This is a genomic window from Bacillus sp. FH (genome assembly GCF_052216825.1).
In the GTDB taxonomy this organism is placed as follows: domain Bacteria; phylum Bacillota; class Bacilli; order Bacillales; family Bacillaceae_G; genus Bacillus_A; species Bacillus_A paranthracis.
Genome location: NZ_JBQOUU010000001.1, coordinates 317,384 through 339,114, shown reverse-complemented (window position 1 = coordinate 339,114; position 21,731 = coordinate 317,384). Strand labels below are relative to the sequence as shown.

Genomic DNA, 21,731 nt, shown 5'->3' with positions numbered 1-21,731 from the left:
GCAATATGGAGAGAACTATAAGTAAAGAATATACAATTCGAACCGCTACTGAAGAGGAAAGCGATAACATTATTACTCTATTAAAAGAAGTAGCACAATGGCTACAACATAAAGAAGTGGACCAGTGGCAGTACCTTTTAGGAGGAGAAGCTACGGCTGAAATATTAGAAGGTATAAGAGAGAAATATACATATGTGGTTACGAAAGAAGATGAAATTATCGGTACAGTCACAGTATCTCCTAAACAAAATGAATGGGATGAATATATTTTTGGTAAAGAGGAAGTTTCTAATTCATTATATATTCATAGATTTGCGGTGAATCGGAAGTATAAGGGGAACGGAATCGGAGAATGGATGTTACGGTGGATAGAAGAGAATGTACAACATGACAAAGAGTTTTTAAAACTAGATTGTGTAGGGCATAATGTTACGTTGAATGATTTCTATAAGCGATGTGGTTTTGAATATGTCGGTAGTCCGCATGGACATAGTATGTTTCAGAAGAGCATAATATAGTTGAAAAGAAATAAGAAAAAGCGTAGGGATTTCTACGCTTTTTCTTATTTCTTCTCACTGTCTTTTAAAACTTGATTTATTTTTAAGTTAACTACTTGGGCAGCTAGATATCCAAGACCTCTAGCAGCTTGCAGTTGAGTTTTTTTTACAATTTTCTTTTTGAGCAATGTTTTTTCATGATTAATATTTATTTTTTTCATAGTTTATATGCCCCTTTGAAATAGCCTTATTATGGTTATTTTAATTGATTTATTCAGATAAAACAATCTGTGTCTAAAATCTGTTTACATATTTGAATATGAAAGAAGGAATTCAATATAATTATACAGAATATTTAGATAAATAGGAGGTGTCGAATTTTGAGTGAAATTGAAGTAAAAAGGAATGTAATTAAGACAGGGAGTGAGAAGAGCATCATTCTTCGGTTTATACTTGCTAGTCTCGTTGGGGTGTTTATGTTTTTCGTACCGGTTACGATAAACGGTGCTTCTTCCATAATGATTGATCATATCGTGTCGTGGATTAGAGCTTCGGTCCCGAGCGCCGTACCTTATTACGCACTACTCGTTATGGTAATGGGTGCAATTTATCCGTTTTATACGAAAAAATGGAATACATCTATCGTAGATATTTGCTTTTCGATTTTAAAAGTGGTTGGCGTCGTTTTCGGTGTATTATATTGTTTGAAAGTAGGGCCAGCTTGGTTCTTTGCGCCAGATGTTGGGCCGTTTTTGTATGAGAAACTAGTAATATCGGTAAGTTTACTCGTTCCGATTGGTTCGGCTTTTTTAGCATTATTAGTCGGGTATGGATTACTTGAATTTATCGGTACGTTTTGCCGTCCGATTATGAGGCCGTTATGGAAAACACCTGGACGATCAGCAATTGATGCGGTTGCGTCCTTTGTGGGAAGTTATTCACTGGCTTTATTAATTACGAATCGCGTATATAAAGAAGGAAAATATACGACAAAAGAAGCGGCCATTATCGCTACAGGATTTTCTACAGTATCCGCAACATTTATGATCATCATCGCAAAAACATTAGATATTATGCATTTATGGAATGTTTATTTTTGGACGACTCTCGTTGTAACATTCATCGTAACTGCTATCACCGTAAGACTTCCACCCCTTAGTAGAAAACCAGATACATATGTAACGGAAGAAGGGTTCCCAGAGCCTGTTTATAAGGAGAAAATGTTAGAACGCGCTTGGGAAGACGCGTTAGAAGTATCGAAATCTGCACCGAGTATTATAAAAAATATTGCAGTGAACTTAAAAGATGGTTTTATTATGACGATGGGAATTTTACCATCTATTATGTCTGTAGGGTTAATTGGTATTGTCTTAGCGAAGTTCACACCAATATTTGATTGGGTCAGCTATATTTTTTATCCTTTTACATGGGCTTTACAACTGCCAGAAGCAGACTTAGCTGCTAAAGCGGCATCCGTCGGTATTGCGGAAATGTTTTTACCATCATTATTAGTAGTTAGTGCACCACTTGTGACAAAGTTTGTCATTGCGGTTGTTTCGGTATCATCTATATTGTTTTTCTCAGCATCCATCCCATGTATTTTATCGACAGATATTCCGTTAAAAGTATCAGAACTTATTATTCTGTACGTACAAAGAACGATATTAACATTGCTTATCATTACGCCGATTGCTTATTTGTTACTTTAAAAAGGGGAAAAGTATAAAAAAGAATCCTTCTATAAAAGGAAGGATTCTTTTGTTTAGTGTTTTTATCAAGTAAATACTTTAAAATGTACACTGTTTTGATGTTTTATTTGTTTTTCGAATATGACGTAATACTTCTTAAGAAAATTCCTAATCCTGCAAAAAAGAATCCTAAGCATAATAAGCTGCCTGGTGTTCCCCAAGTAATTTGATCTAGCATTTTTATATCCTCCCATTTACCCCATATGAATTAACTGTAAAACTTTCACTTTATTATTATATAGTATTTTTCGGTTGTAATCCAAAATTATCCATACTACCAAATTGAAAAAATAATCTTTTTGTAGAAATAATAGCGTTTTTGGTGTGCAAATCTTTCAATAATGCACACTAGACCTTTAGAAAAAGAAAAACCTTACATGAAATGAAACCAATATAAATGTAGCTTGATATAATGGGATGGACACGGTATTTGTTACAGGCTTTTACGGATTATTATGTAAGAAGGTATTAAAACTTGAATTTTAAGTGCATTTAAAAGTTAGTGTTAATGTTTTAATATCTATATAATTAAATGTTTATTTCTGTGATATAGTAAGAAAAAGGGGGCTTACAAATGGAAATCATTCACGAAAGAGCAAAGCTACGGTTAATGGATGGTAATGATGTCGAAACTTTGTTTTCGATTGTAGAAGGAAATCGGGAAATTTGGGCGTATTTAATCTCTAAAATGGATAGTGTGCAAGATATGCAGCAATATGTTCAAAAAGCGATACAAGGTTATGGAAAAGGTACGCAAATACCTTTCGTTGTAGTGGATCAACAGACGAATAAGATTGTAGGAAGTACACGTCTATATAATATTTCGGTAGAAGATAAAACAGTCGAGTTAGGACAAACGTGGTATCATCCAAGTGTCCAGCGTACGAGTATAAATACAGAGTGTAAGTATATGCTTCTCCAGTATGCTTTTGAAAAACTCCATATGCTCAGGGTACAAATTAAGACGGATGCAAGAAATGAAAAAGCACAACGAGCAATTGAAAGGTTAGGCGCAGTAAAAGAGGGTGTGCTTAGAAATGAAAGAAAATTACCGAATGGTTATGTGAGAGATGCAGTTGTGTACAGTATTATCTCAAGTGAATGGCCAGACGTGAAAGAACAATTGTTAGAAAAATTAGAGTTGTATAAAGAAAAGCTATAATTCGTGTTTTGAAAGGTATATTGTTCGTAAGGCATGAAAAATATACCTTTTTTCTTACAAAATGCTACTTTATTTTAATTCCTTTTGTTTCATCGTTCCCTTCTGAGAAAAAATTCGTTACAATGTAGTTGTATGGTAATAAACTTATGAATTTAAAACATGTAATGAAAACCGCAAATGAAAATGAATTGATAATCCTCAATTTTAAATGAAAACCCTTTTATACATAAATAACAAGTAAAGTTCCTTCTTTTAAATAAACTCAAACAAAACGATTTGATATAAATGTTTTTTTATAGAAGTATGGATGATGTACGGAGGCAATTACAAATGAAAGAAAATAAGAAGAGTAAGAAAAGACGAATCTTTCAAGTATTTTTACTAATGATTTGTTCTGCTATTTTATATGTAAGTTATGCAGCTTACGATATTTGGAGTTATCGTTTTAAAACAGATGATAGCGTGAAAACGGATGCTGGTATCGTACTAGGAGCAGCTTCTTGGAACGGAAAACCATCTCCTGTATTTAAAGAAAGAATTAATCATGCGATTTCTTTATATAAGAACGGAAATATTAAAAAGATTATTTTTACAGGTGGTACAAAGTTCGAGGCAGAGCTTGAGGAAGCGCGTACTGCAAGAGTATATGCAATGAAACAAGGTGTAAAAGACGAAGATATTTTAATTGAAACAAAATCCCTTTTCACTGAAGAAAATTTAAAGAATGCGAAGGAAGTTGGAATAGAGAACGGAATACGCACATACACGATTGTAAGTGATCCACTTCATATGAAACGCGCAATGAGAATCGCAAAACATATTAATATTGAAGCGTATGCTTCACCAACGCCGACATCAGCATATAAAACGTTAGATACAGAAATACCATTCTTCTTTAAAGAATTATTCTCGTATATTGGATATGTAACCTCGTTGCCATTAAAGGCATTGAAGGGAGACTAATAAGAAAAGAACCTATCTTTAAATAGGAACTTTTCTTATTAGTCAAAAACATTGTATTTTTATCGGAATAGTGAAACAATAGAGAGGTAGCTTCATATAATCATAATGACAAAATGAACGGTTTATGAATCGAACATAAAGGAGATTATAGTATGGCACTCTCATTTGTTGAAACAGAAAAACAATCTTTCATTATTGAACAAATAAATAAATTGATTCCGAAGTTCATGGAAAGGGAGCATCAACTAAGTGAATTAGGATCATTTCCGTATGAAAATATAAATGATTTGAAACATATCGGATATACGAAATTAACGTTACCGAAGGAATTTGGTGGTAGTGCGATTTCTTTATATGACTTCGTTTTATTTCAAGAGAAAATTGCGGAAGGCTGTGGAGCTACTGCATTATCGATTGGTTGGCATCTTGGTATTGTGAAAGAGCTGGCGGAAAATCGTTCTTGGAATGATGAGATGTTCAAATGGTTTTGCGAAGAAGTTCGTAATGGAGCGCTCTTTAACAGGGCAGCAACAGAACCGAAAACAGGGAGCCCGACGCGTGGCGGTAAACCAGAAACAATAGCGGTTCAACAAGGCGAGAAGTGGGTTATAAATGGAAGGAAAACTTTTACAACGATGGCGCCAGTACTTGATTATTTTATTATTTCAGCAAGTATGGAAGGCCAAGAAGAAGTTGGTGAGTTTGTCATTCCAAGAAATACACTCGGTGTATCCATTGAAGAAACGTGGGATAGCGTTGCAATGCGAGGGACTGCTAGCCACGACCTTGTCTTACAAAATGTAGAGATAGACAACCGCTTTTTTACGGATGTAAAAGGCGGGAAAGTGAAACAAAAGGGTATTGGCTGGTTGCTACATATACCAGCATGTTATTTAGGAATTGCACAATCAGCAAGAAATTATGCAGTTCAGTTTGCGGGATCATACAAACCAAATAGTTTAAACCATTCTATTAGTTTATTACCGAATGTTAGAAGATTAGTTGGAGAATTAGAACTCGAGCTTATGCAAGCTCGCGTCTTTTTATATCAAATTGCGAAAAAATACGATGAGGCAGAAGATAAACTGTCACTGCAAGCAGAATTAGCGGCAGTGAAATACGCCGTAACAAATGCGGCGATATCGATAGTGGATAAATCAATGCGCATCGTAGGAGCAAAAAGTTTATCAGAAAAAAATCCGCTTCATCGTTACTATTTAAACGTAAGAGCAGGATTACACAATCCGCCGATGGACGATGCAACACTGTCTATGCTTGCGGATGCGGCGTTTCGATTGTAGGTTTTTTAACTTGAATTTTATTGTTTATGTACAATATAGTTGTTTTGAAAGCACGTGTTTGATTAGTAATCGAACACGTGCTTTTTATGTGTGGGAACTTACCAGGTGGAGATGTAGGTTTTTAATATAAATGGTTATCATGGTTTTGTGATTGTTTCTTGTTGAAAGATTCTTATCGAAATGCCAGTTTGGAAAATTTGTAAATAATTACTAAATTTAATCCCAAATCAATGGTCTTTCTAAATTTACCATTCGTAAATATTGTAAAAATTGACCTGCATGGACCGCATCATGATAGGCAATTCGTAATAGCATATCGCCTAAATATCGTTGATAGCCAACATCGCTTCGATCAATAAGTCTTGAATCTAGCTCTGCTATGCTTATTGATTGAACATATTCTATGAAATCGGCAAAACATGATTGTGCTAATTCAATTTCTTTTTTAACACAAGTAATTGGCTCATCATCATACGGGATATGTATGTCGTTTATTGAGCCGTTGTTTTTTAAAATCATATGATAGTAAAAAGTTGAGGTCCATACGTGACGAATCATTTCACCAAAGGACATAGCCTCGTGATCAGGCTTCCAATTAAGAAAATTATCGGGAAGAGAATTCCATAATTTTTCTGAGCGCCTTCTCGTTTCTTTTAAATTTAATATACTAAGATCAATTGCATTCATAATACATTCTCCTTTACTGTTAAATTTAAAATAATTGTATCAATTTAATAGTTAGGGTATCATCGAAATATGAATGTATATCCGAATATCTCATATATAGCTAAACTTATTGCTGAACCTACAAGAGCAATCATCTTAGATTGTTTAATGAATAATCAAGCACTACCTGCTAGCGAATTAGCTTATATGGCAAAGGTGTCACATCCAACAATTAGTTCTCATCTTTCTAAATTAGTAGAGGGGAATCTACTGACAGTTGAACAACATGGTAGACATCGTTACTATCGACTTGCTAATCAAGAGGTAGCAGAGGTTCTTGAAAAGTTAGGAACAATCGCACCAACAGTTCAAGTTCGGTCTTTAAAACAATCAGATCAACTAAAACAAATTCGTTATGCTCGAACTTGTTACGATCATCTTGCAGGTAGACTCGGTGTAGAGATAACCGAAAAATTATTAGATAAGGAATTTATCATTTTAGAGAAAGGAGAATACATTGTAACGGAACAAGGTAAGCGGTGGTTTCTGAATTTTGGAATAAATATTGAAACGGCAAATATAAAGAGAAGAATATTTGCAAAACCTTGTCTTGATTGGAGTGAACGACGCTACCATATTTCTGGTTGGTTAGGATCTGCAATAGCAAAACTATTTTTTGAACAGGAATGGATTACAAAAACGGATAAGAATCGGGCTGTCCATCTTACAAGAAAAGGTATGAAGTTCTTGAAAGACGAATTAGGCATTGACATGGACAATAAAGAGATGAAATAACCTGAGTCTATACAAATGTAGACTCAGGTTATTTCATTTCTTTTAAAAATCTTTAGTGATATTTGCGCACGACAAATTAACCTCACTTGCTTTACGGAAAGAGATTAGCTGAAAAAATAGTAGTTGAGACGATTCTATTAAATTAGTAATCATATTCATTGAAAATTATGCGTAAGAATATAGTAAATGAAGGGAGATATAAAATGAATAAAGTGAAACTGAAAGTATTTAATATAAAGTATGTAATGATATGTCTTTTATTCACAATTATATGTATTCTCACTTCATTCTTCATTTCTAGTAATTCGAACGTATTTAAATCTTATTATATTAATCAATTATTAGGAACGAATTCTACGAAAGGCCTTATGTATATGATAGGCAGTGAAAATCGTTATTTTGCCGAAGAATTTCATAAAGAAAAAGGACGAGCGTCTTTGGAATCTTTTTTACTTTCACTTTCTACAAATATTAATGTAAATGACCTCCGGAGCTTATTAACTCGAGAACTTCCAAATATGAATCAATTTTATTCAGAAATATTAATTGCCGGGGAAGGAACAGATTATACGAACATTCCTGAAGAATCCAGCATTCCTTTAGAGAATATTCAAGATAAAGGTACTGCTGTTAAACACCCAAAGAGTGAGAAAGAAAACAATTCAAATACACAAAATAACGGTGAAAATAAAGTTTTTATTTATCATACACATAGTTGGGAGTCGTTTATTCCTCTCATTCCAGGTGCTACTAAACCTGATGATGCCTCTAGTACAAATAATGAAGTGAATATTACGTTTGTTGGAAATTATTTAAAACAAAAGTTAGAAGAAAAAGGAATAGGTGTTTCACATGATACGACAAATATGAGGGACTTTCTACGAAATAAAAATTTAAACTGGGCCCAATCTTACAAAGGGTCCCGTCAAATATTACAAGATAAATTAGCACAAGATAAAAATATTATGTTTCCCATTGATCTTCATAGGGACGATGCACGAAAAAATATTACGAAGAAAACGATTAATGGAAAGGATTATGCACGACTCTATTTTATTTTAGGTCGAGAAAATCCTAACTATGAAAAAAATAAAAAAATAGTAACAGCAATCAATTCATATTTAGACGAGAAGTATTACGGTTTAAGCCGAGGCATTTTTATTAAAGATCGTAAAAGCGGGAATGGAGTATATAATCAAGACCTTTCTCCAAATGCATTACTTATTGAAATGGGAGGGGTAGATAATACTCCAGAAGAACTGTATGCTTCCGTAGACGCATTAGTAGAAGCATTTAGCCATTATTATAATGAAGTAACAAAGAAAAATAACTAAATATAGCGGAGAAATTTAGTGTTTTTGTAAAATGAAAAGGAGTGACACCTAGTTAGGCGTTATAGGGGGTTACTCCTTTTTTGTAGAATATGAAAAATATAAGATTACCAATACACGTTATCAATTGAAAAAATCTTTCTTTTCATTCTTCTTTTTATCGTTTTATAGGAGAATGCTATGCTTCTTATTTCACCTACTGTATAATAAGAAAAAAGCACGAAAAGAGGTTATCTTATGCTAGAGGTTATTGCAACATGTTTAGAAGATGTGAAACGAATTGAACGAGCTGGCGGGAAGCGAATTGAATTAATTTCATCTTATACAGAAGGCGGTTTAACGCCGAGTTATGCTTTTATAAAAAAAGCAGTAGAAGCAGTACATATACCAATTCACGTTATGATTCGTCCGCATGCGAAGTCTTTTACATATACGGAAGAAGAAATTGAAATGATGAAAGAAGATATTGTAGTTGCTCAGAAATTAGGAGTAGCTGGTGTTGTATTAGGTGTATTAAATGAAAAGAATGAAGTGGATGAAGAGAAACTAGCGGATTTATTATCTGTGGTAGATGGGATAAATGTCACATATCATCGTGCAATAGACGACACGGAAAATCCAGTAGAAGCAATGAGAACGTTAAAGAAGTTTCATAAAGTGACTCACGTCTTAACTTCAGGTGGACAAGGGAATATAGTTGATAATATTCCGGTGCTTACAGATATGCAAAAGGTAAGCGATGGTCAAATTCAGCTTGTAGCTGGAGCTGGTGTGACGAAAGAAAATATAAAACGATTGCTAGATGAAACTGGAATTTCGCAAGCTCATGTCGGTACAGCTGTAAGAGAAGGGAAATCATGTTTTGCTGAAATTGATCCTAATTTCGTACAAGAATTAGTTCAAATCATACAATAAACAATTAAGAAAGAGGAGAAACGATGAAGGAAAATACGAAGAAAGAATTATTCTCATGGGCTAAAACGATAGGATTTACTCTTGTATTAATCGCAATTATTCGCGGTGTTTTATTTACACCTTCATTAGTACAAGGTGAATCGATGATGCCCACTTTAGAAAATAACGAACGAGTTCTCGTGAACAAGATTGGTTACAGTATAAGTGGATTAGAACGCTTTGATATTATCGTCTTCCACGGAAAAGAAGGATACGATTTAGTAAAACGAGTAATTGGTTTACCAGGCGATACAGTTGAGTATAAAAATGATGTTTTATATGTAAACGGCAAAGCGATGGAAGAACCATATTTAAAAGAGTTTAAAGAAAAAGCAGCAGGTCGTGTATTAACTCCAGACTTTACGTTAGAACAAATTACAGGAAAAACGAAAGTGCCAGAAGGCCAAGTGTTTGTATTAGGTGATAATCGTGAAGTTTCTAAAGACGGTCGTATGTTTGGATTTATTTCAGAAGATGAAATTGTCGGAAAAGGACAAGCTGTTTTCTGGCCGTTGAAACAAGTAAGAGCGCTATAAAGAAAGAAGTATGGGAGAAATATTCTTCCATACTTTTTTTATGCCCATTTATTTAAACGTTTGGTTTTGCTATAACTTGAGCTTTTGAAAGAGAACCATCATTATTTCTAGAATTTATTTTGTATTCACTTTACATAAAGGTTAAGTAGCTGAAAAATATATTGATAGAATTGATAGAATATTTTATAATTTTAAATTATATGTTTGTTTCGGAAAATGGAATTTAAGTTCCGTAATTCGGAACAAGAAGGAGATAGAATGAGTATAAATAAAACGGCAGTTAAGACAATGGATATTTTACAGTTGTTTTATGAGCATGAAGAGCTAAGTTTAACAGAGATGGTTCAGCTTACAAGTATGCCGAAAACATCTGTTTATCGTTTAATTGGCTCGTTAGAAGAAATGGAGTTTTTACAAAAAAACGAAAAGGGGAAATATCGTTTAGGAGTTGTGTTTTTACGGTTCGGTCAACTTGTTTCACAAAGACTATCCGTAAGAAATATTGCGATTCCATATATGAAAGAGCTTAGAGATAGTTTAGGGCAGGCAGTTAATTTAATTATTCAAGATGGTAACGACGCGATTTATGTGGAAAAGATGGAAGGCGTTCAGCCTGTACGTGTGTATACGGCGGTTGGAAGAAGAGCGCCACTTTATGCTGGTGCATGTCCGAGAATTTTACTATCGTATTTTTCTGAGGAAAAGAAACGGAAATACATAGAGGAAACGAATTTAAAACAGTTTGCAGATGGAACAATCGTAGATAAGAAACAGTTGCTAGAAGTGTTACAAATGGCGAAAAAGGAAGGACACACGATTAGCTATTCTGAGTTAGAAAATCATACAGCGGCTATAGCAGCGCCCATTTTCACAAATGATGGAACGGTTGTAGCAGGCATTAGCATTTCAGGATTAGCAATTGAGTACAGCGAAAGTAACATTTCATATTTTATCGCGAAGGTGAAAGAGACAGCGAATCGCATTTCGAAAGAACTTGGCTTTTTGGCATAGAAAGAGGGAGTAGGATGAAATTTTCTGCGTTAGGGGATCAAGCAATTATTGTTACATTTGGTGAAGAAATCGGGATGGATGTATACGAAAAAGTACAACGACTATTTCAAGCGTTGCAGCAACATCCGTTTGTAGGGATGGTTGAATGTGTTCCGTCGTTTACTTCATTGGCCGTTTATTATAATTTGTATGAAGTATGGAAGGGAAATGATAGAAAGATAAGACCATATGATTACGTATGCCAATATATAACTGGAATGTTAGATACGTATAAGGAAGAGCTGAAACGAGATGTGAAACATATTTCTATACCTGTTTGTTACGGGGGAGAATATGGACCTGATTTAGAAGAGGTGGCATATTATCACGGTTTACAAGTAGAAGATGTCATTCGCATACATAGTGAAACAACGTATTTTGTATATATGTTAGGCTTTACACCAGGGTTCCCATATTTAGGAGGACTATCAAAAGAACTAGAAACACCTAGAAAAGAAATACCGCGGTTACAAATCTCTCCTGGTTCGGTAGGAATCGGCGGAAATCAAACAGGTATTTATCCGCTTGAAACACCGGGTGGATGGAATATTATTGGCCGAACACCAATCTCCTTATTTAATCCGGAAGAAGAAACACCAACCTTTATTCAAAGCGGCATGTATTTACGATTTATCCCAATAACGAAGGAAGAGTACGTATCACTTGAGGGGGCTAAAGAATGGATGTAGAGGTTTTGCATGCAGGGATGTTTACAACAGTCCAAGATTTAGGACGATCTCATTATCAACAATACGGTGTGCCAGTTGGCGGGGCGATGGATCAAAGTGCACTTCGGATGATCAATATGTTAGTTGGTAATGAAGAGAATGAAGCGGCACTTGAAATGACGATTATGGGACCGAAATTGTTAATAAAGAAAACGACGTTACTTGCGATTGGCGGTGCGGATATGGAACCGTTACTAAATGGGGAGCGTATACCATTATGGCGTCCCATTTTAGCGGAAGAAGGTAGTATGCTTTGCTTTGGAAAAGTGAAAAGTGGTTGCAGAACGTATGTGACTTTTGCAGGTGGTATCCATATTGATCGTACGATGGGAAGCAAAAGTACTTACATACGTGCTGCGATTGGAGGTATAGAAGGAAGAATGTTGAAAAAGGGTGACTACTTCCAAATTGGTGTACAACCAGAAATGGCGAATCGTTTCGTTCAAGACTTACAAAAAGATGAGAGAATAAAAACAAAATGGGCAATTAGCAACAGCATACTACCAAAGTATAAGAAACATCCTAAGCTTCGTGTCATAGCTGACTTTGAATATAATCAATTTACAGAAGAAAGCAAAAAGGCATTTTTTACGAAAGAGTATAAAGTATCTAATTACGCTGACCGTATGGGTTATAGGGTTGAAGGAGAAATTTTAAATAGAGCCGTTGAAAAAGAGATTTTATCGAGTTCTGTTACATATGGGACCATTCAAATTCCAAATGGTGGACAGCCGATTATATTAATGGCAGATAGGCAAACGACAGGTGGCTATCCGAGAATGGGAAATATCATTTCAGTAGATTTACCTCTTCTTGCCCAGTTAAAACCAGGGGACTATGTATCGTTTGAGAATATTACGCTTGAAGAAGCGGAACAATTGTACATAGAAAAAGAAGTAAATATGAATCTATTAAAAAAGTTCATCGCTTTACGAAGCTGAGTGCAGGAGGGAAATATCATGACTACAATTGATTTGAATTGTGATTTAGGAGAAAGTTTTGGCGCTTATAAAATGGGAAATGATGATGAAATTCTTCCGTTCGTTTCCTCTATAAACGTTGCATGTGGTTTTCATGCGGGTGATCCGTCCGTTATGCGACAAACAGTTGAAAAGGCAATGCAACATAACGTTGCGATAGGGGCACATCCCGGATTTCCAGATTTAATTGGATTTGGTAGAAGGAACATGAACGTTCCAGCAAGTGAAGTATACGATTATGTTCTATATCAAATTGGTGCATTAGACGGTTTTGTAAAAGCAGCTGGCGGGAAGATGCATCATGTGAAACCACACGGTGCTCTATATAATATGGCGGCAACTAATCCGGAAATTGCAGATGCAATTGCAAAGGCAATATATCATATAAATCCAAGTCTATTACTTTACGGATTAGCAAATAGCGAGGCGTTTATACAGGTTGCGGAAAAATACAATATAACTCTCGTACAAGAAGCTTTCGCAGATCGTACGTATAAGCAAGATGGAACATTAACGAGTCGTACGGAAGAAAATGCGCTTATAAAAAATGAAGAAGAAGCGATAAAGCAAGTGCTTCAAATGGTGAAAGAAGGCTATGTAAATTCGGTGAACGGCCAGAAAGTAGCCGTTCAAGCGCAGACGATTTGTTTACACGGTGATGGAGAGAAAGCTGTACAATTTGCGAGAATAATATACAGAACATTCGAAAATAATGAGATTTCTATATGCACACCGAAATAAAATAATGAGGGGAAGTGTTGGAATTGGTGAAATTAATCGGGATATTACTTGTTGCAGTGGGCTTTTTATTTAGATTAAATACACTATTAGTCGTTATGGTTGCAGGTATTGTTACTGGTATGGTTTCAGGATTAAGCTTTTATGATGTCATTAGCATGTTCGGTAAATTTTTCATAGAAAATAGATATATGTCTATGCCTATCATACTAACTTTACCGGTAATCGGAATTTTGGAGCGTTACGGTTTGAAAGAAAGAGCAGAAGCACTTATAACGAAATCAAAAGGTGCAACAACTGGAAGAGTATTAATGTCATATTTTACGATAAGAGAATCATCAGCAGCACTAGGGCTTAATATTGGTGGTCATGCACAAACAGTAAGACCACTCGTTGCACCGATGGCAGAAGGGGCTGCGCAAGGTAAATACGGTAAGCTCCCTGAAAAATTAAGAGAAAAGATTAAAGCAAATGCAGCGGCTGCGGAAAATACAGCTTGGTTTTTCGGAGAAGATATTTTTATCGCAACTGGTGCGATTTTATTAATGAAAGGATTCTTTGATTCAGTAGGTATGCATGTCGGAGTATGGGATATGGCGCTTTGGGGTATTCCAACTGCAATATCTGCACTTATCGTAAGCTGGATCAGATTTAGAAGGTTTGATAAATATATAGCAAAAACGATGACATCAAAAGAAAAAGAAGAGAAGGAGGCGATATAAAATGAACATCATTACAATGGATACAATCTACTATGTATTAGGTATAATCGTTGCCTTTATCGCCGTTCGTATCGCATTCGATCGTGAACATCCAAACCGATTTGGTTCTAGTTTATTTTGGGCGTTGTTTGCAGTTACATTTTTATTTGGAAATGTAATCCCTTCGTTTTACGTTGGCTGTATTGTACTCGCTATGGTTGTGTTAGCTTCACTAAATAAAGTAACAAAATCAGAGGAGAAAGAAGTTCCAGTACAAGAACGTGTAAAACATGCGGAGAAATTAAAAAATAAAATCTTTATGCCTGCACTATTAATTCCTATTTTTACAATTATCGGTACGTTAACGTTAGGAAAAATCAAATGGGGAAATGTTTCTCTTGTTGATCCGGATAAAGTAACGCTAGTAGCATTAGCATTAGGAGCATTACTTGCATTCGTTGCGGCGATGCGTATTACAAAATCGAAAATAACAACGCCTGTACAAGAAGGAAGCAGACTATTACAAGCTGTCGGCTGGGCTGTTATTTTACCACAAATGTTAGCGGCACTTGGTGGTATTTTCGCGAAATCTGGCGTTGGACAAGTCGTTTCTGATTTAGTCGGACAAGTGTTACCGACAGAGTATCCGTTCGTTGCTGTTATGGCGTACTGTTTAGGAATGATGCTTTTCACAGTTGTAATGGGAAATGCTTTCGCAGCGTTTGCTGTTATTACTGGCGGAATTGGTTTACCTTTAATTGTACAAATGCACGGCGGGAATCCAGCAATTATGGCCGCTCTTGGTATGTTTGCTGGATATTGCGGAACGCTGCTTACGCCAATGGCAGCAAACTTTAATATCGTTCCGGCAATGCTTTTAGAACTGAAAGATAAAAATGCAGTTATTAAAGCGCAAGTACCAATTGCTCTTTCAATCTTCATCATAAATATGTTTATCATGTACGGCCTAGTATATCGTTTCTAATTAGGAGGAGAAAACTATGAAAACAGTATTATTAACAGGATTTGATCCGTTCGGTGGAGAAAGTATCAATCCAGCTTGGGAAGTCGCAAAAAGTTTGCATGAAAAAACAATCGGAGAATACAAGATTATTAGTAAACAAGTACCCACTGTATTTCATAAATCAATCAGTGTATTAAAAGAGTATATAGAAGAACTAGCACCGGAATTCATTATATGCATTGGACAAGCTGGAGGTAGACCAGATATTACGATAGAGCGTGTCGCAATTAATATTGATGATGCAAGAATTGCTGACAATGAAGGAAACCAGCCGGTAGATGTACCAGTCGTAGAAGAAGGACCAGCTGCTTATTGGTCTACACTTCCGATGAAAGCAATTGTAAAAAGACTAAAGGCAGAGGGCATACCGGCTTCCGTTTCACAAACAGCAGGTACATTCGTTTGTAATCACTTATTCTATGGTCTCATGCATGAACTAGAGAAACAGAATCAGAAAGTAAAAGGTGGATTTGTTCATATTCCATTTTTACCAGAGCAAGCGAGTAATTATCCAGGGCAACCGAGTATGTCACTTTCTACTATTCGTAAAGGGATAGAGTTGGCAGTTGAAGTAACGACGACCGTTGAGGTGGATATTGTAGAGGTTGGTGGCACGACGCATTAAGTAGAATGAATTGTACGACACCTCCTGTAAACAACTGGTATAATATAGTATAGGAAAATACATAGAGGTGATTGTTGTGCAACAATTTGAAGAAGTACGTTCAATTTTAGAAAAAGCGAAGAAAATGACAGTATTAACAGGTGCAGGAGCAAGTACGGAAAGTGGTATCCCAGATTTTCGTTCAGCAAATGGATTGTATGCTGATGCGAATGTGGAAATGTACTTATCAAGAGGGTACTATAACCGAAGTCCGAAAGAATTTTGGAAGCATTATAAAGAAATATTTCAAATCAATACGTTTCATCAATATAAGCCAAATCGTGGACATCGCTTTTTAGCAGAACTAGAAGAACAAGGGAAAGATATTACGATTTTAACGCAAAATATTGATGGTTTACATCAATTAGGTGGTAGTAAACATGTTATTGATTTACACGGCACACTGCAAACAGCACATTGTCCGAAGTGTAAAACGGGATATGATTTGCAGTATATGATTGATCATGAGGTGCCGCGCTGTCAGAAGTGTAATTTCATTTTAAATCCAGACGTTGTGTTATACGGAGATACATTGCCACAATATCAAAACGCGATAAAACGTTTATATGAAACAGATGTACTTCTCGTAATGGGGACGTCACTCAAAGTACAGCCTGTCGCTTCATTCCCGCAAATTGCAAAGAGGGAAGTAGGAGCAACAACGATTTTAGTAAATGAAGAGTTAACAGGACAGGAATATAACTTTGATTATGTTTTTCAAAATAAGATTGGTGAATTTGTTGACGGATTGTCTTCAAGGAAATAAGTTATCGAAAAAACTGAGGTATCCGCCTCAGTTTTTTATTTGAGTAATCGTTATACTAAGCAGCGTGAAAACATGTCGATAATGTAGTAACAACATCTCTATAATTAATAAAAAAGTGTTTCGTAGGTAAAATAGCAGAGTAAGAAGTAGTATTATTTTTAACGAATACACAATCGTCATAAAGTAAGCTAATATGTAGCTGTTGTAAAGGTTTTATTTGGTGTTGTTTTATATATAAAACTAAGTCTTCGTAAAGTTGTCTACTAAAATCACTTACAGACCATTCTAATGAAAGCTGACCTGCTATGCTAGTCCACCATACTTTAAAACTACATATTAATTCTTTGAATAATTCTTTATTACATAAATGATTATCAAAAAGATTCTCATAAAAGATATGGTTTTCATCATAAAAAATTTGCGAATCATACTTGTCATTAGCCATTTGTTTGCGAAGTGAATGCCATAATTCTTTGGAATTTGCTTCAAAGTTAGTAGAAAAATTGAATTGTCTTGCTATGTAAGGAAATTTTAAATTTTCCTTTTTCTCTTTTTGGTTGAGATAAATATTTTGAATATAAATCATAAAGTTTAAACAATGGGGCGCATTAGTATGTATTGTAAATGAATCTGTCATTTTCGTTCTCTCCTTAAGTAATGTCTTTTATGAATTTATTTCTTTAGTATACAAATAAATGTAAACTAATGGTATAAAAATAAATTTGTACCATTTTTCTTTTAGAATAATATTCATGTTATTGTGCATTAAGGGAATGGTAATAAATAGGATATAAAATCAAAAAACTGAAAATTAAATCTTTTATTTCTTTTATAATTAATATAAAATTCTATATATATCATATAAATAAATTTGATACATAATGGTTCCATGTAGAAATGTTAATAGAATGAAGCGAGGGAGCGAAATGAGACAGAAAAAGGAGCAGAAGAAACAATCGAAAAAGAAAAAGACTCATATTCCTTTTCGGTTAAATGTACTATTTTTTATCGTCTTTCTTTTATTTTCAGCTATTATAATTCAATTAGGTAAAGTACAAATCATTGATGGAGAAACGTATAGAAATGAAGTGAACAAAAAGGAAGATGTAACGGTAAGTACACCTGTTCCTAGAGGGAAAATGTTTGATCGACAAGGTCAGGTGATTGTAAATAACAAACCACTACGAACCGTTACATATACGAAAATGAAAGGAGTAGATTCGAAAGAAGTTTTACAAGTAGCAAGACAGTTAGCCCAGTTAATTGAAATGTCGCCAGAGGATATAGACAAGTTAACAGAAACAGATAAAAAGGATTTTTGGATGCAGTTAAATGAAAAGCGGGCAGCAGAAAAAGTAACGAAAGAAGATGAGAGTAAATTTAGGAAGCAGGAGATAGAAGGAAAAGAATTAGATAAAAAAGTGGAAGAGTTACGTAGGGAAAGAATTACACAAGAAGAATTAAGCGAACTTTCAAAAGAAGACCTAGAAGTACTAGCTATTAAAAGCAAAATGAATGCGGGATATAAAATGACGCCGCAAATCGTTAAAAAAGATGTAAGTCAAAATGAATATGCAGTCGTAAGTGAAAGATTGGCAAGCTTGCCCGGAGTAGATACGACAGTAGACTGGGAACGTGAATACCCAAATGATAAAATACTTCGTTCTATTCTTGGTAGCGTTTCTACTGAAAATGAAGGATTGCCAAGGGAACAATTAGATTATTATTTAGTGCGTGATTATAACCGAAATGACCGCATTGGTAAGAGTTACATCGAAAAGCAATATGAAGACGCATTACATGGAACGAAAGAGCAATCTAGAAGCATTACAGATAAAGCAGGAAATATAATCCGGACAGAAAAAGTGACCGAAGGAAAAAGTGGAAATAATTTAATGTTAACAGTAGATATGGAGTTACAGAAAAAAGTAGAGGAAAGTCTTGAAAAGAATTTACGAGCATTTCATTCTGCAGAGCCGATGATGGATCGTGCATTCGTTGTAATGATGAATCCGAAAAACGGTCAAATTTTATCGATGGCAGGAAAGAAAATTGTAAATAAAGATGGCGGGATGCAAATAGAGGACTATGCTTTAGGGACGATGACAAGTTCTTATGAGTTAGGGTCAACTGTGAAAGGGGCTACATTATTAGCCGGCTATCAAACTGACACAATTAAGCCGTATACACATTTCTTTGATGCACCTATGTATTTTAAAGGAAGCTCTAAGCCGAAGAAATCGTGGAAAGACTTTGGTGATATTGATGATTTAAGAGCTTTACAAGTTTCATCAAACGTATATATGTTTAATACAGCATTAAAGATGGCAGGTGTAAATTATGTGCCAAACAATCCATTAGACATTAAACAAGAGACATTTAATAAAATGCGCTACTATTTTAGACAATTTGGTTTAGGTGTACCGACTGGTATTGATTTGCCGAATGAATCGATTGGTCAAATGGGTAGAACGGATAACGTACCTGGTTTTTTACTTGATTATGCGATTGGACAGTACGATACATATACGCCGCTTCAACTTGCTCAATATATTTCAACCATTGCAAACGGTGGTTACAGAATGAAACCGCAAATTGTGCAAGAAGTGAGAGAACAACCACATAGACCAGAGGATGTTGGAAAAGTTATTCGATCTATTGAACCAGTTATTTTAAATCGAGTGGATATGAACACTTCATACATTAATCATGTAAAAGAAGGATTTAGAAGGGTTTTTCAAGAGAATGACGGAACAGGTACTGCAACGTTTAAAGGATTACCGTATAAACCAGCTGGAAAAACAGGGACAGCTGAAACTGTGTATGGTGGAGAAAGTGAAATTGGAAGAGATGAAAACAATAATCGAAAAAAATGTTATAATTTAACTCTTGCCGGTTATGCGCCGTATGATGCTGATCCGGAAGTAGCTTTTTCAGTTGTTGTACCATGGGTAAATGATGACAAATCAGGAATTAATTCCGCAATTGGTAAAGAGATTTTGGATGCGTATTTTGAATTGAAAGCGAAAAGAGCAGGTGGAAATCCAGTCCCAGTAGAGCAGCCGAACAAGGCCCAGTAAAAATAATATCACTGCATGGAGACATATGGTGCAGTGATATATTTTTTGATTTAAAAAGCGTTTGAATAAGGTGGGAATGGATATGAAACAGGAGATTAAAAGAGGTTGGGGGAAATACATACTCTTCGTGTTTGTTTTGGTAATAGCCTATCATTCTTTTACTTTATGTAAAGTGGAAGGGAAATCAATGCAACCGACTTTATATGAAGAAGACTACGTATTTGTAAATAAAGCAGCCGTACACTTTTCTGATTTAGAGCATGGAGAAATTGTCATTATAAAGGAAGAGGATGAGTCAAAATATTATGTAAAACGAGTAATAGGGCTTCCTGGTGACGTAATTAACATAACGAATGGATCTGTATATGTGAATGATAAAAAACAAGAAGAACCGTATACAAATAAAGATTTATTCAATAATACGCAAGTGTTTTATAACTTTCAAAAGACAAAAATCCCACCAAATAAATTATTTGTAATGGGAGATAATCGTGAACTTAGTAGAGATAGTCGAAACGGTTTAGGATATATTGAAGAAGATAATATAATAGGCAAAGTGGAATTTGTATATTATCCTTTTTCAAAAATGAAGATCATAGAATAAGTGGGGGTTTCTCTATCCCCACTTATTAACGTTTCACTTTATCTTCTTTAAAAAACCTTTTGGGTTAAACGATATGAAAAACTTATGCTTAGATTCATCGATTATGAAATTGTTGTTTGTAGCTAAAAACTCTTCAACAGCTTCCATTGGGCCAGGTCCCCAATCAGGAGAAACAGGATTTCCATTAATAGATGTATCTTCTACTATAATATAACTGCCTTTAGTAACGATAGATTTATAAAGCAACAATTCTTTTGCTACATGCTCTTTACTATGATCAGAATCTAAAATAACTAAAATCACATCATCAGGTTTGCGCATACTTAATATTGTTTGCACAGCGGTTACTGAAACAGAAGAAGCTGTTAAATACGTAATACGATCATGGGATGGACGATTTGGTTGTGGAAATATATCAATAGTAAGAACATGACCTTTTCCAATTAAATCTAAAATGGAAGCTAAATACAGTGCGCTACCACCATAACAAGTGCCACATTCAATAATTAAATCGGGTTTTAATTCGTAAATCATTTCTTGATACAAAAAAAGATCAGAAGGAAGTTTGAGAATGGGGACTCCAAGCCAATGTGTATCATATAACCAGACGCGACTATCGTAAAATTGTTTTAAAAATTCGCTGCTTATGTTATCGATTTTGAACACTCCTTTCTGGAAACGAAAGTTGTACAATATATTATGTGAGATATGATTGTAAGGAGAATGTTTTTGAATAAAAATGAGCAAAATACCTCATTAAAAAACCAGTTGTTTGTATAATAAGAATTTTTTTATGCAGCAAGTCTAATCAAAATGCTGTTTAAATTTTTAGATGAGGGGAAAAAGAAAGGAAAGAAACGTATGTATAAGTACACAATTTGTTTCATTAGAAAAGGAAATAAAATACTCTTATTGAATAGAAATAAAAAGCCAAATATGGGAATGTGGAATGGTGTTGGTGGAAAAATTGAAGATAATGAAACGCCATATGAAGGAATAATTAGAGAAACGCTTGAAGAAACAGGCATAGATCTTCCAAGTGTAACGTATAAAGGGAATGTCGTTTTTAAAAGTAAGGACGAGTCTCAGGGGCGTGAAGGAATGTATGTATTCCTTGCTGATCTGCCAGATGGGGTACATATGGACACGCCAGTAAGTACGGCGGAAGGATTATTAGAATGGAAAGAAATTGATTGGATATTAAATAAGGATAATAGAGGTGTAGTGAGCAATTTACCAAAATACTTACCAATAGTATTAACAGAAGAAAATAAGTTAGAGCATATATTCACATATGATAACCGGAATATTATTACTTACACAACTTCATTTTTGACAGAAGATGATGCGAACAAACGGTATGAAAAACAACTCGTTTCTCAATAGAAAAAATATGACAACAATCACTCTTATAATCTAGTAGATAATATTTTAATAGAGCAA

The 21,731-nt window shown here is 34.8% G+C and carries 24 protein-coding genes; 20 read left to right on the top strand and 4 right to left on the bottom strand.

What is annotated here, in order from left to right:
• Positions 1-5: 5 nt before the first annotated feature.
• The gene (locus tag ACTT1L_RS01875; RefSeq protein WP_442821756.1) at positions 6-518 is read left to right on the top strand and encodes a GNAT family N-acetyltransferase; all 513 of its coding nucleotides are present in this window, start codon (positions 6-8) and stop codon (positions 516-518) included.
• Positions 519-562: 44 nt separating this feature from the next.
• Here the strand turns inward: ACTT1L_RS01875 and ACTT1L_RS01870 are convergent, their stop codons facing one another.
• Entirely contained in the window at positions 563-718 is a 156-nt protein-coding gene (locus tag ACTT1L_RS01870; RefSeq protein WP_002170213.1) for a hypothetical protein, read from the bottom strand.
• 159 nt (positions 719-877) lie between these two features.
• Here ACTT1L_RS01870 and ACTT1L_RS01865 point away from each other — a divergent pair, with 159 nt between their 5' ends.
• The 4 genes from ACTT1L_RS01865 (at position 878) to ACTT1L_RS01850 (ending at position 5,671) form a co-directional block, all read left to right on the top strand.
• Complete coding sequence (locus ACTT1L_RS01865) at positions 878-2,206, top strand: YjiH family protein (protein WP_061130660.1); 1,329 nt, start codon at positions 878-880, stop codon at positions 2,204-2,206.
• A 613-nt stretch (positions 2,207-2,819) separates the two neighbouring features.
• Positions 2,820-3,407: a GNAT family N-acetyltransferase gene (locus ACTT1L_RS01860; protein ID WP_000402574.1), complete on the top strand. Its 588-nt coding sequence runs from the start codon at positions 2,820-2,822 to the stop codon at positions 3,405-3,407.
• Positions 3,408-3,737: 330 nt separating this feature from the next.
• Positions 3,738-4,370, top strand: a complete 633-nt coding sequence (locus ACTT1L_RS01855) for a YdcF family protein (RefSeq protein WP_016717896.1) — start codon at positions 3,738-3,740, stop codon at positions 4,368-4,370.
• Between the two features lie 152 nt (positions 4,371-4,522).
• Positions 4,523-5,671 (top strand): acyl-CoA dehydrogenase family protein, encoded by a 1,149-nt coding sequence (locus ACTT1L_RS01850; protein ID WP_442821755.1) that lies wholly within the window; start codon positions 4,523-4,525, stop codon positions 5,669-5,671.
• A 216-nt stretch (positions 5,672-5,887) separates the two neighbouring features.
• On the opposite strand, the gene ACTT1L_RS01845 is transcribed toward ACTT1L_RS01850, so the two are convergent.
• Complete coding sequence (locus ACTT1L_RS01845) at positions 5,888-6,358, bottom strand: DinB family protein (protein WP_076875069.1); 471 nt, start codon at positions 6,356-6,358, stop codon at positions 5,888-5,890.
• Positions 6,359-6,427: 69 nt separating this feature from the next.
• Here ACTT1L_RS01845 and ACTT1L_RS01840 point away from each other — a divergent pair, with 69 nt between their 5' ends.
• The 12 genes from ACTT1L_RS01840 to ACTT1L_RS01785 all read left to right on the top strand — a co-directional run bounded on the left by ACTT1L_RS01840 (position 6,428) and on the right by ACTT1L_RS01785 (position 16,604).
• The gene (locus tag ACTT1L_RS01840) at positions 6,428-7,132 is read left to right on the top strand and encodes an ArsR/SmtB family transcription factor (RefSeq protein WP_071743112.1); all 705 of its coding nucleotides are present in this window, start codon (positions 6,428-6,430) and stop codon (positions 7,130-7,132) included.
• A gap of 203 nt (positions 7,133-7,335) precedes the next feature.
• Positions 7,336-8,466: a stage II sporulation protein P gene (spoIIP, locus tag ACTT1L_RS01835; RefSeq protein WP_001045276.1), complete on the top strand. Its 1,131-nt coding sequence runs from the start codon at positions 7,336-7,338 to the stop codon at positions 8,464-8,466.
• A 234-nt stretch (positions 8,467-8,700) separates the two neighbouring features.
• The gene (locus ACTT1L_RS01830; protein WP_429671358.1) at positions 8,701-9,378 is read left to right on the top strand and encodes a copper homeostasis protein CutC; all 678 of its coding nucleotides are present in this window, start codon (positions 8,701-8,703) and stop codon (positions 9,376-9,378) included.
• Positions 9,379-9,401: 23 nt separating this feature from the next.
• On the top strand, positions 9,402-9,953 hold the full coding sequence (lepB, locus tag ACTT1L_RS01825) for a signal peptidase I (protein ID WP_000662493.1): 552 nt from the start codon (positions 9,402-9,404) through the stop codon (positions 9,951-9,953).
• Between the two features lie 258 nt (positions 9,954-10,211).
• On the top strand, positions 10,212-10,964 hold the full coding sequence (locus ACTT1L_RS01820) for an IclR family transcriptional regulator (protein ID WP_442821754.1): 753 nt from the start codon (positions 10,212-10,214) through the stop codon (positions 10,962-10,964).
• Between the two features lie 14 nt (positions 10,965-10,978).
• The gene (gene pxpB / locus ACTT1L_RS01815) at positions 10,979-11,692 is read left to right on the top strand and encodes a 5-oxoprolinase subunit PxpB (RefSeq protein WP_442821753.1); all 714 of its coding nucleotides are present in this window, start codon (positions 10,979-10,981) and stop codon (positions 11,690-11,692) included.
• Positions 11,683-12,672, top strand: a complete 990-nt coding sequence (locus ACTT1L_RS01810) for a biotin-dependent carboxyltransferase family protein (protein ID WP_442821752.1) — start codon at positions 11,683-11,685, stop codon at positions 12,670-12,672. The genes pxpB and ACTT1L_RS01810 overlap by 10 nt, the downstream gene beginning before the upstream one ends.
• Positions 12,673-12,690: 18 nt before the next feature.
• Entirely contained in the window at positions 12,691-13,452 is a 762-nt protein-coding gene (gene pxpA, locus ACTT1L_RS01805; protein WP_442821751.1) for a 5-oxoprolinase subunit PxpA, read from the top strand.
• A 23-nt stretch (positions 13,453-13,475) separates the two neighbouring features.
• Positions 13,476-14,171, top strand: a complete 696-nt coding sequence (locus ACTT1L_RS01800) for a DUF969 domain-containing protein (RefSeq protein ID WP_000239804.1) — start codon at positions 13,476-13,478, stop codon at positions 14,169-14,171.
• 1 nt (position 14,172) lies between these two features.
• The gene (locus ACTT1L_RS01795) at positions 14,173-15,135 is read left to right on the top strand and encodes a DUF979 domain-containing protein (protein ID WP_001021658.1); all 963 of its coding nucleotides are present in this window, start codon (positions 14,173-14,175) and stop codon (positions 15,133-15,135) included.
• Between the two features lie 16 nt (positions 15,136-15,151).
• A complete protein-coding gene (gene pcp, locus ACTT1L_RS01790; RefSeq protein ID WP_242270274.1) occupies positions 15,152-15,799 on the top strand; it encodes a pyroglutamyl-peptidase I in 648 nt (215 codons plus the stop codon).
• A gap of 76 nt (positions 15,800-15,875) precedes the next feature.
• A complete protein-coding gene (locus ACTT1L_RS01785; protein ID WP_001183815.1) occupies positions 15,876-16,604 on the top strand; it encodes an NAD-dependent protein deacylase in 729 nt (242 codons plus the stop codon).
• Between the two features lie 55 nt (positions 16,605-16,659).
• Here the strand turns inward: ACTT1L_RS01785 and ACTT1L_RS01780 are convergent, their stop codons facing one another.
• On the bottom strand, positions 16,660-17,241 hold the full coding sequence (locus ACTT1L_RS01780; protein WP_086708105.1) for a hypothetical protein: 582 nt from the start codon (positions 17,239-17,241) through the stop codon (positions 16,660-16,662).
• A gap of 289 nt (positions 17,242-17,530) precedes the next feature.
• Here ACTT1L_RS01780 and ACTT1L_RS01775 point away from each other — a divergent pair, with 289 nt between their 5' ends.
• Both ACTT1L_RS01775 and lepB (ACTT1L_RS01770) read left to right on the top strand, forming a co-directional pair.
• A complete protein-coding gene (locus ACTT1L_RS01775) occupies positions 17,531-19,684 on the top strand; it encodes a penicillin-binding transpeptidase domain-containing protein (protein WP_442821750.1) in 2,154 nt (717 codons plus the stop codon).
• A gap of 82 nt (positions 19,685-19,766) precedes the next feature.
• The gene (gene lepB, locus ACTT1L_RS01770; RefSeq protein ID WP_000806877.1) at positions 19,767-20,288 is read left to right on the top strand and encodes a signal peptidase I; all 522 of its coding nucleotides are present in this window, start codon (positions 19,767-19,769) and stop codon (positions 20,286-20,288) included.
• Between the two features lie 33 nt (positions 20,289-20,321).
• Here the strand turns inward: lepB (ACTT1L_RS01770) and ACTT1L_RS01765 are convergent, their stop codons facing one another.
• Entirely contained in the window at positions 20,322-20,954 is a 633-nt protein-coding gene (locus tag ACTT1L_RS01765) for a cephalosporin hydroxylase family protein (RefSeq protein ID WP_003161750.1), read from the bottom strand.
• Between the two features lie 195 nt (positions 20,955-21,149).
• Here ACTT1L_RS01765 and ACTT1L_RS01760 point away from each other — a divergent pair, with 195 nt between their 5' ends.
• Positions 21,150-21,674 (top strand): NUDIX hydrolase, encoded by a 525-nt coding sequence (locus ACTT1L_RS01760; protein WP_442821749.1) that lies wholly within the window; start codon positions 21,150-21,152, stop codon positions 21,672-21,674.
• Positions 21,675-21,731 lie beyond the last annotated feature (57 nt).

Coding starts and splice junctions, on each gene's coding strand:
- ACTT1L_RS01875 (WP_442821756.1), top strand. CDS start 6: ATGGAGAGAACTATAAGTAAAGAATATACAATTCGAACCGCTACTGAA.
- ACTT1L_RS01870 (WP_002170213.1), bottom strand. CDS start 718: ATGAAAAAAATAAATATTAATCATGAAAAAACATTGCTCAAAAAGAAA.
- ACTT1L_RS01860 (WP_000402574.1), top strand. CDS start 2,820: ATGGAAATCATTCACGAAAGAGCAAAGCTACGGTTAATGGATGGTAAT.
- ACTT1L_RS01855 (WP_016717896.1), top strand. CDS start 3,738: ATGAAAGAAAATAAGAAGAGTAAGAAAAGACGAATCTTTCAAGTATTT.
- ACTT1L_RS01850 (WP_442821755.1), top strand. CDS start 4,523: ATGGCACTCTCATTTGTTGAAACAGAAAAACAATCTTTCATTATTGAA.
- ACTT1L_RS01845 (WP_076875069.1), bottom strand. CDS start 6,358: ATGAATGCAATTGATCTTAGTATATTAAATTTAAAAGAAACGAGAAGG.
- ACTT1L_RS01840 (WP_071743112.1), top strand. CDS start 6,428: ATGAATGTATATCCGAATATCTCATATATAGCTAAACTTATTGCTGAA.
- spoIIP (WP_001045276.1), top strand. CDS start 7,336: ATGAATAAAGTGAAACTGAAAGTATTTAATATAAAGTATGTAATGATA.
- ACTT1L_RS01830 (WP_429671358.1), top strand. CDS start 8,701: ATGCTAGAGGTTATTGCAACATGTTTAGAAGATGTGAAACGAATTGAA.
- lepB (WP_000662493.1), top strand. CDS start 9,402: ATGAAGGAAAATACGAAGAAAGAATTATTCTCATGGGCTAAAACGATA.
- ACTT1L_RS01820 (WP_442821754.1), top strand. CDS start 10,212: ATGAGTATAAATAAAACGGCAGTTAAGACAATGGATATTTTACAGTTG.
- pxpB (WP_442821753.1), top strand. CDS start 10,979: ATGAAATTTTCTGCGTTAGGGGATCAAGCAATTATTGTTACATTTGGT.
- ACTT1L_RS01810 (WP_442821752.1), top strand. CDS start 11,683: ATGGATGTAGAGGTTTTGCATGCAGGGATGTTTACAACAGTCCAAGAT.
- pxpA (WP_442821751.1), top strand. CDS start 12,691: ATGACTACAATTGATTTGAATTGTGATTTAGGAGAAAGTTTTGGCGCT.
- ACTT1L_RS01795 (WP_001021658.1), top strand. CDS start 14,173: ATGAACATCATTACAATGGATACAATCTACTATGTATTAGGTATAATC.
- pcp (WP_242270274.1), top strand. CDS start 15,152: ATGAAAACAGTATTATTAACAGGATTTGATCCGTTCGGTGGAGAAAGT.
- ACTT1L_RS01780 (WP_086708105.1), bottom strand. CDS start 17,241: ATGACAGATTCATTTACAATACATACTAATGCGCCCCATTGTTTAAAC.
- ACTT1L_RS01775 (WP_442821750.1), top strand. CDS start 17,531: ATGAGACAGAAAAAGGAGCAGAAGAAACAATCGAAAAAGAAAAAGACT.
- lepB (WP_000806877.1), top strand. CDS start 19,767: ATGAAACAGGAGATTAAAAGAGGTTGGGGGAAATACATACTCTTCGTG.
- ACTT1L_RS01760 (WP_442821749.1), top strand. CDS start 21,150: ATGTATAAGTACACAATTTGTTTCATTAGAAAAGGAAATAAAATACTC.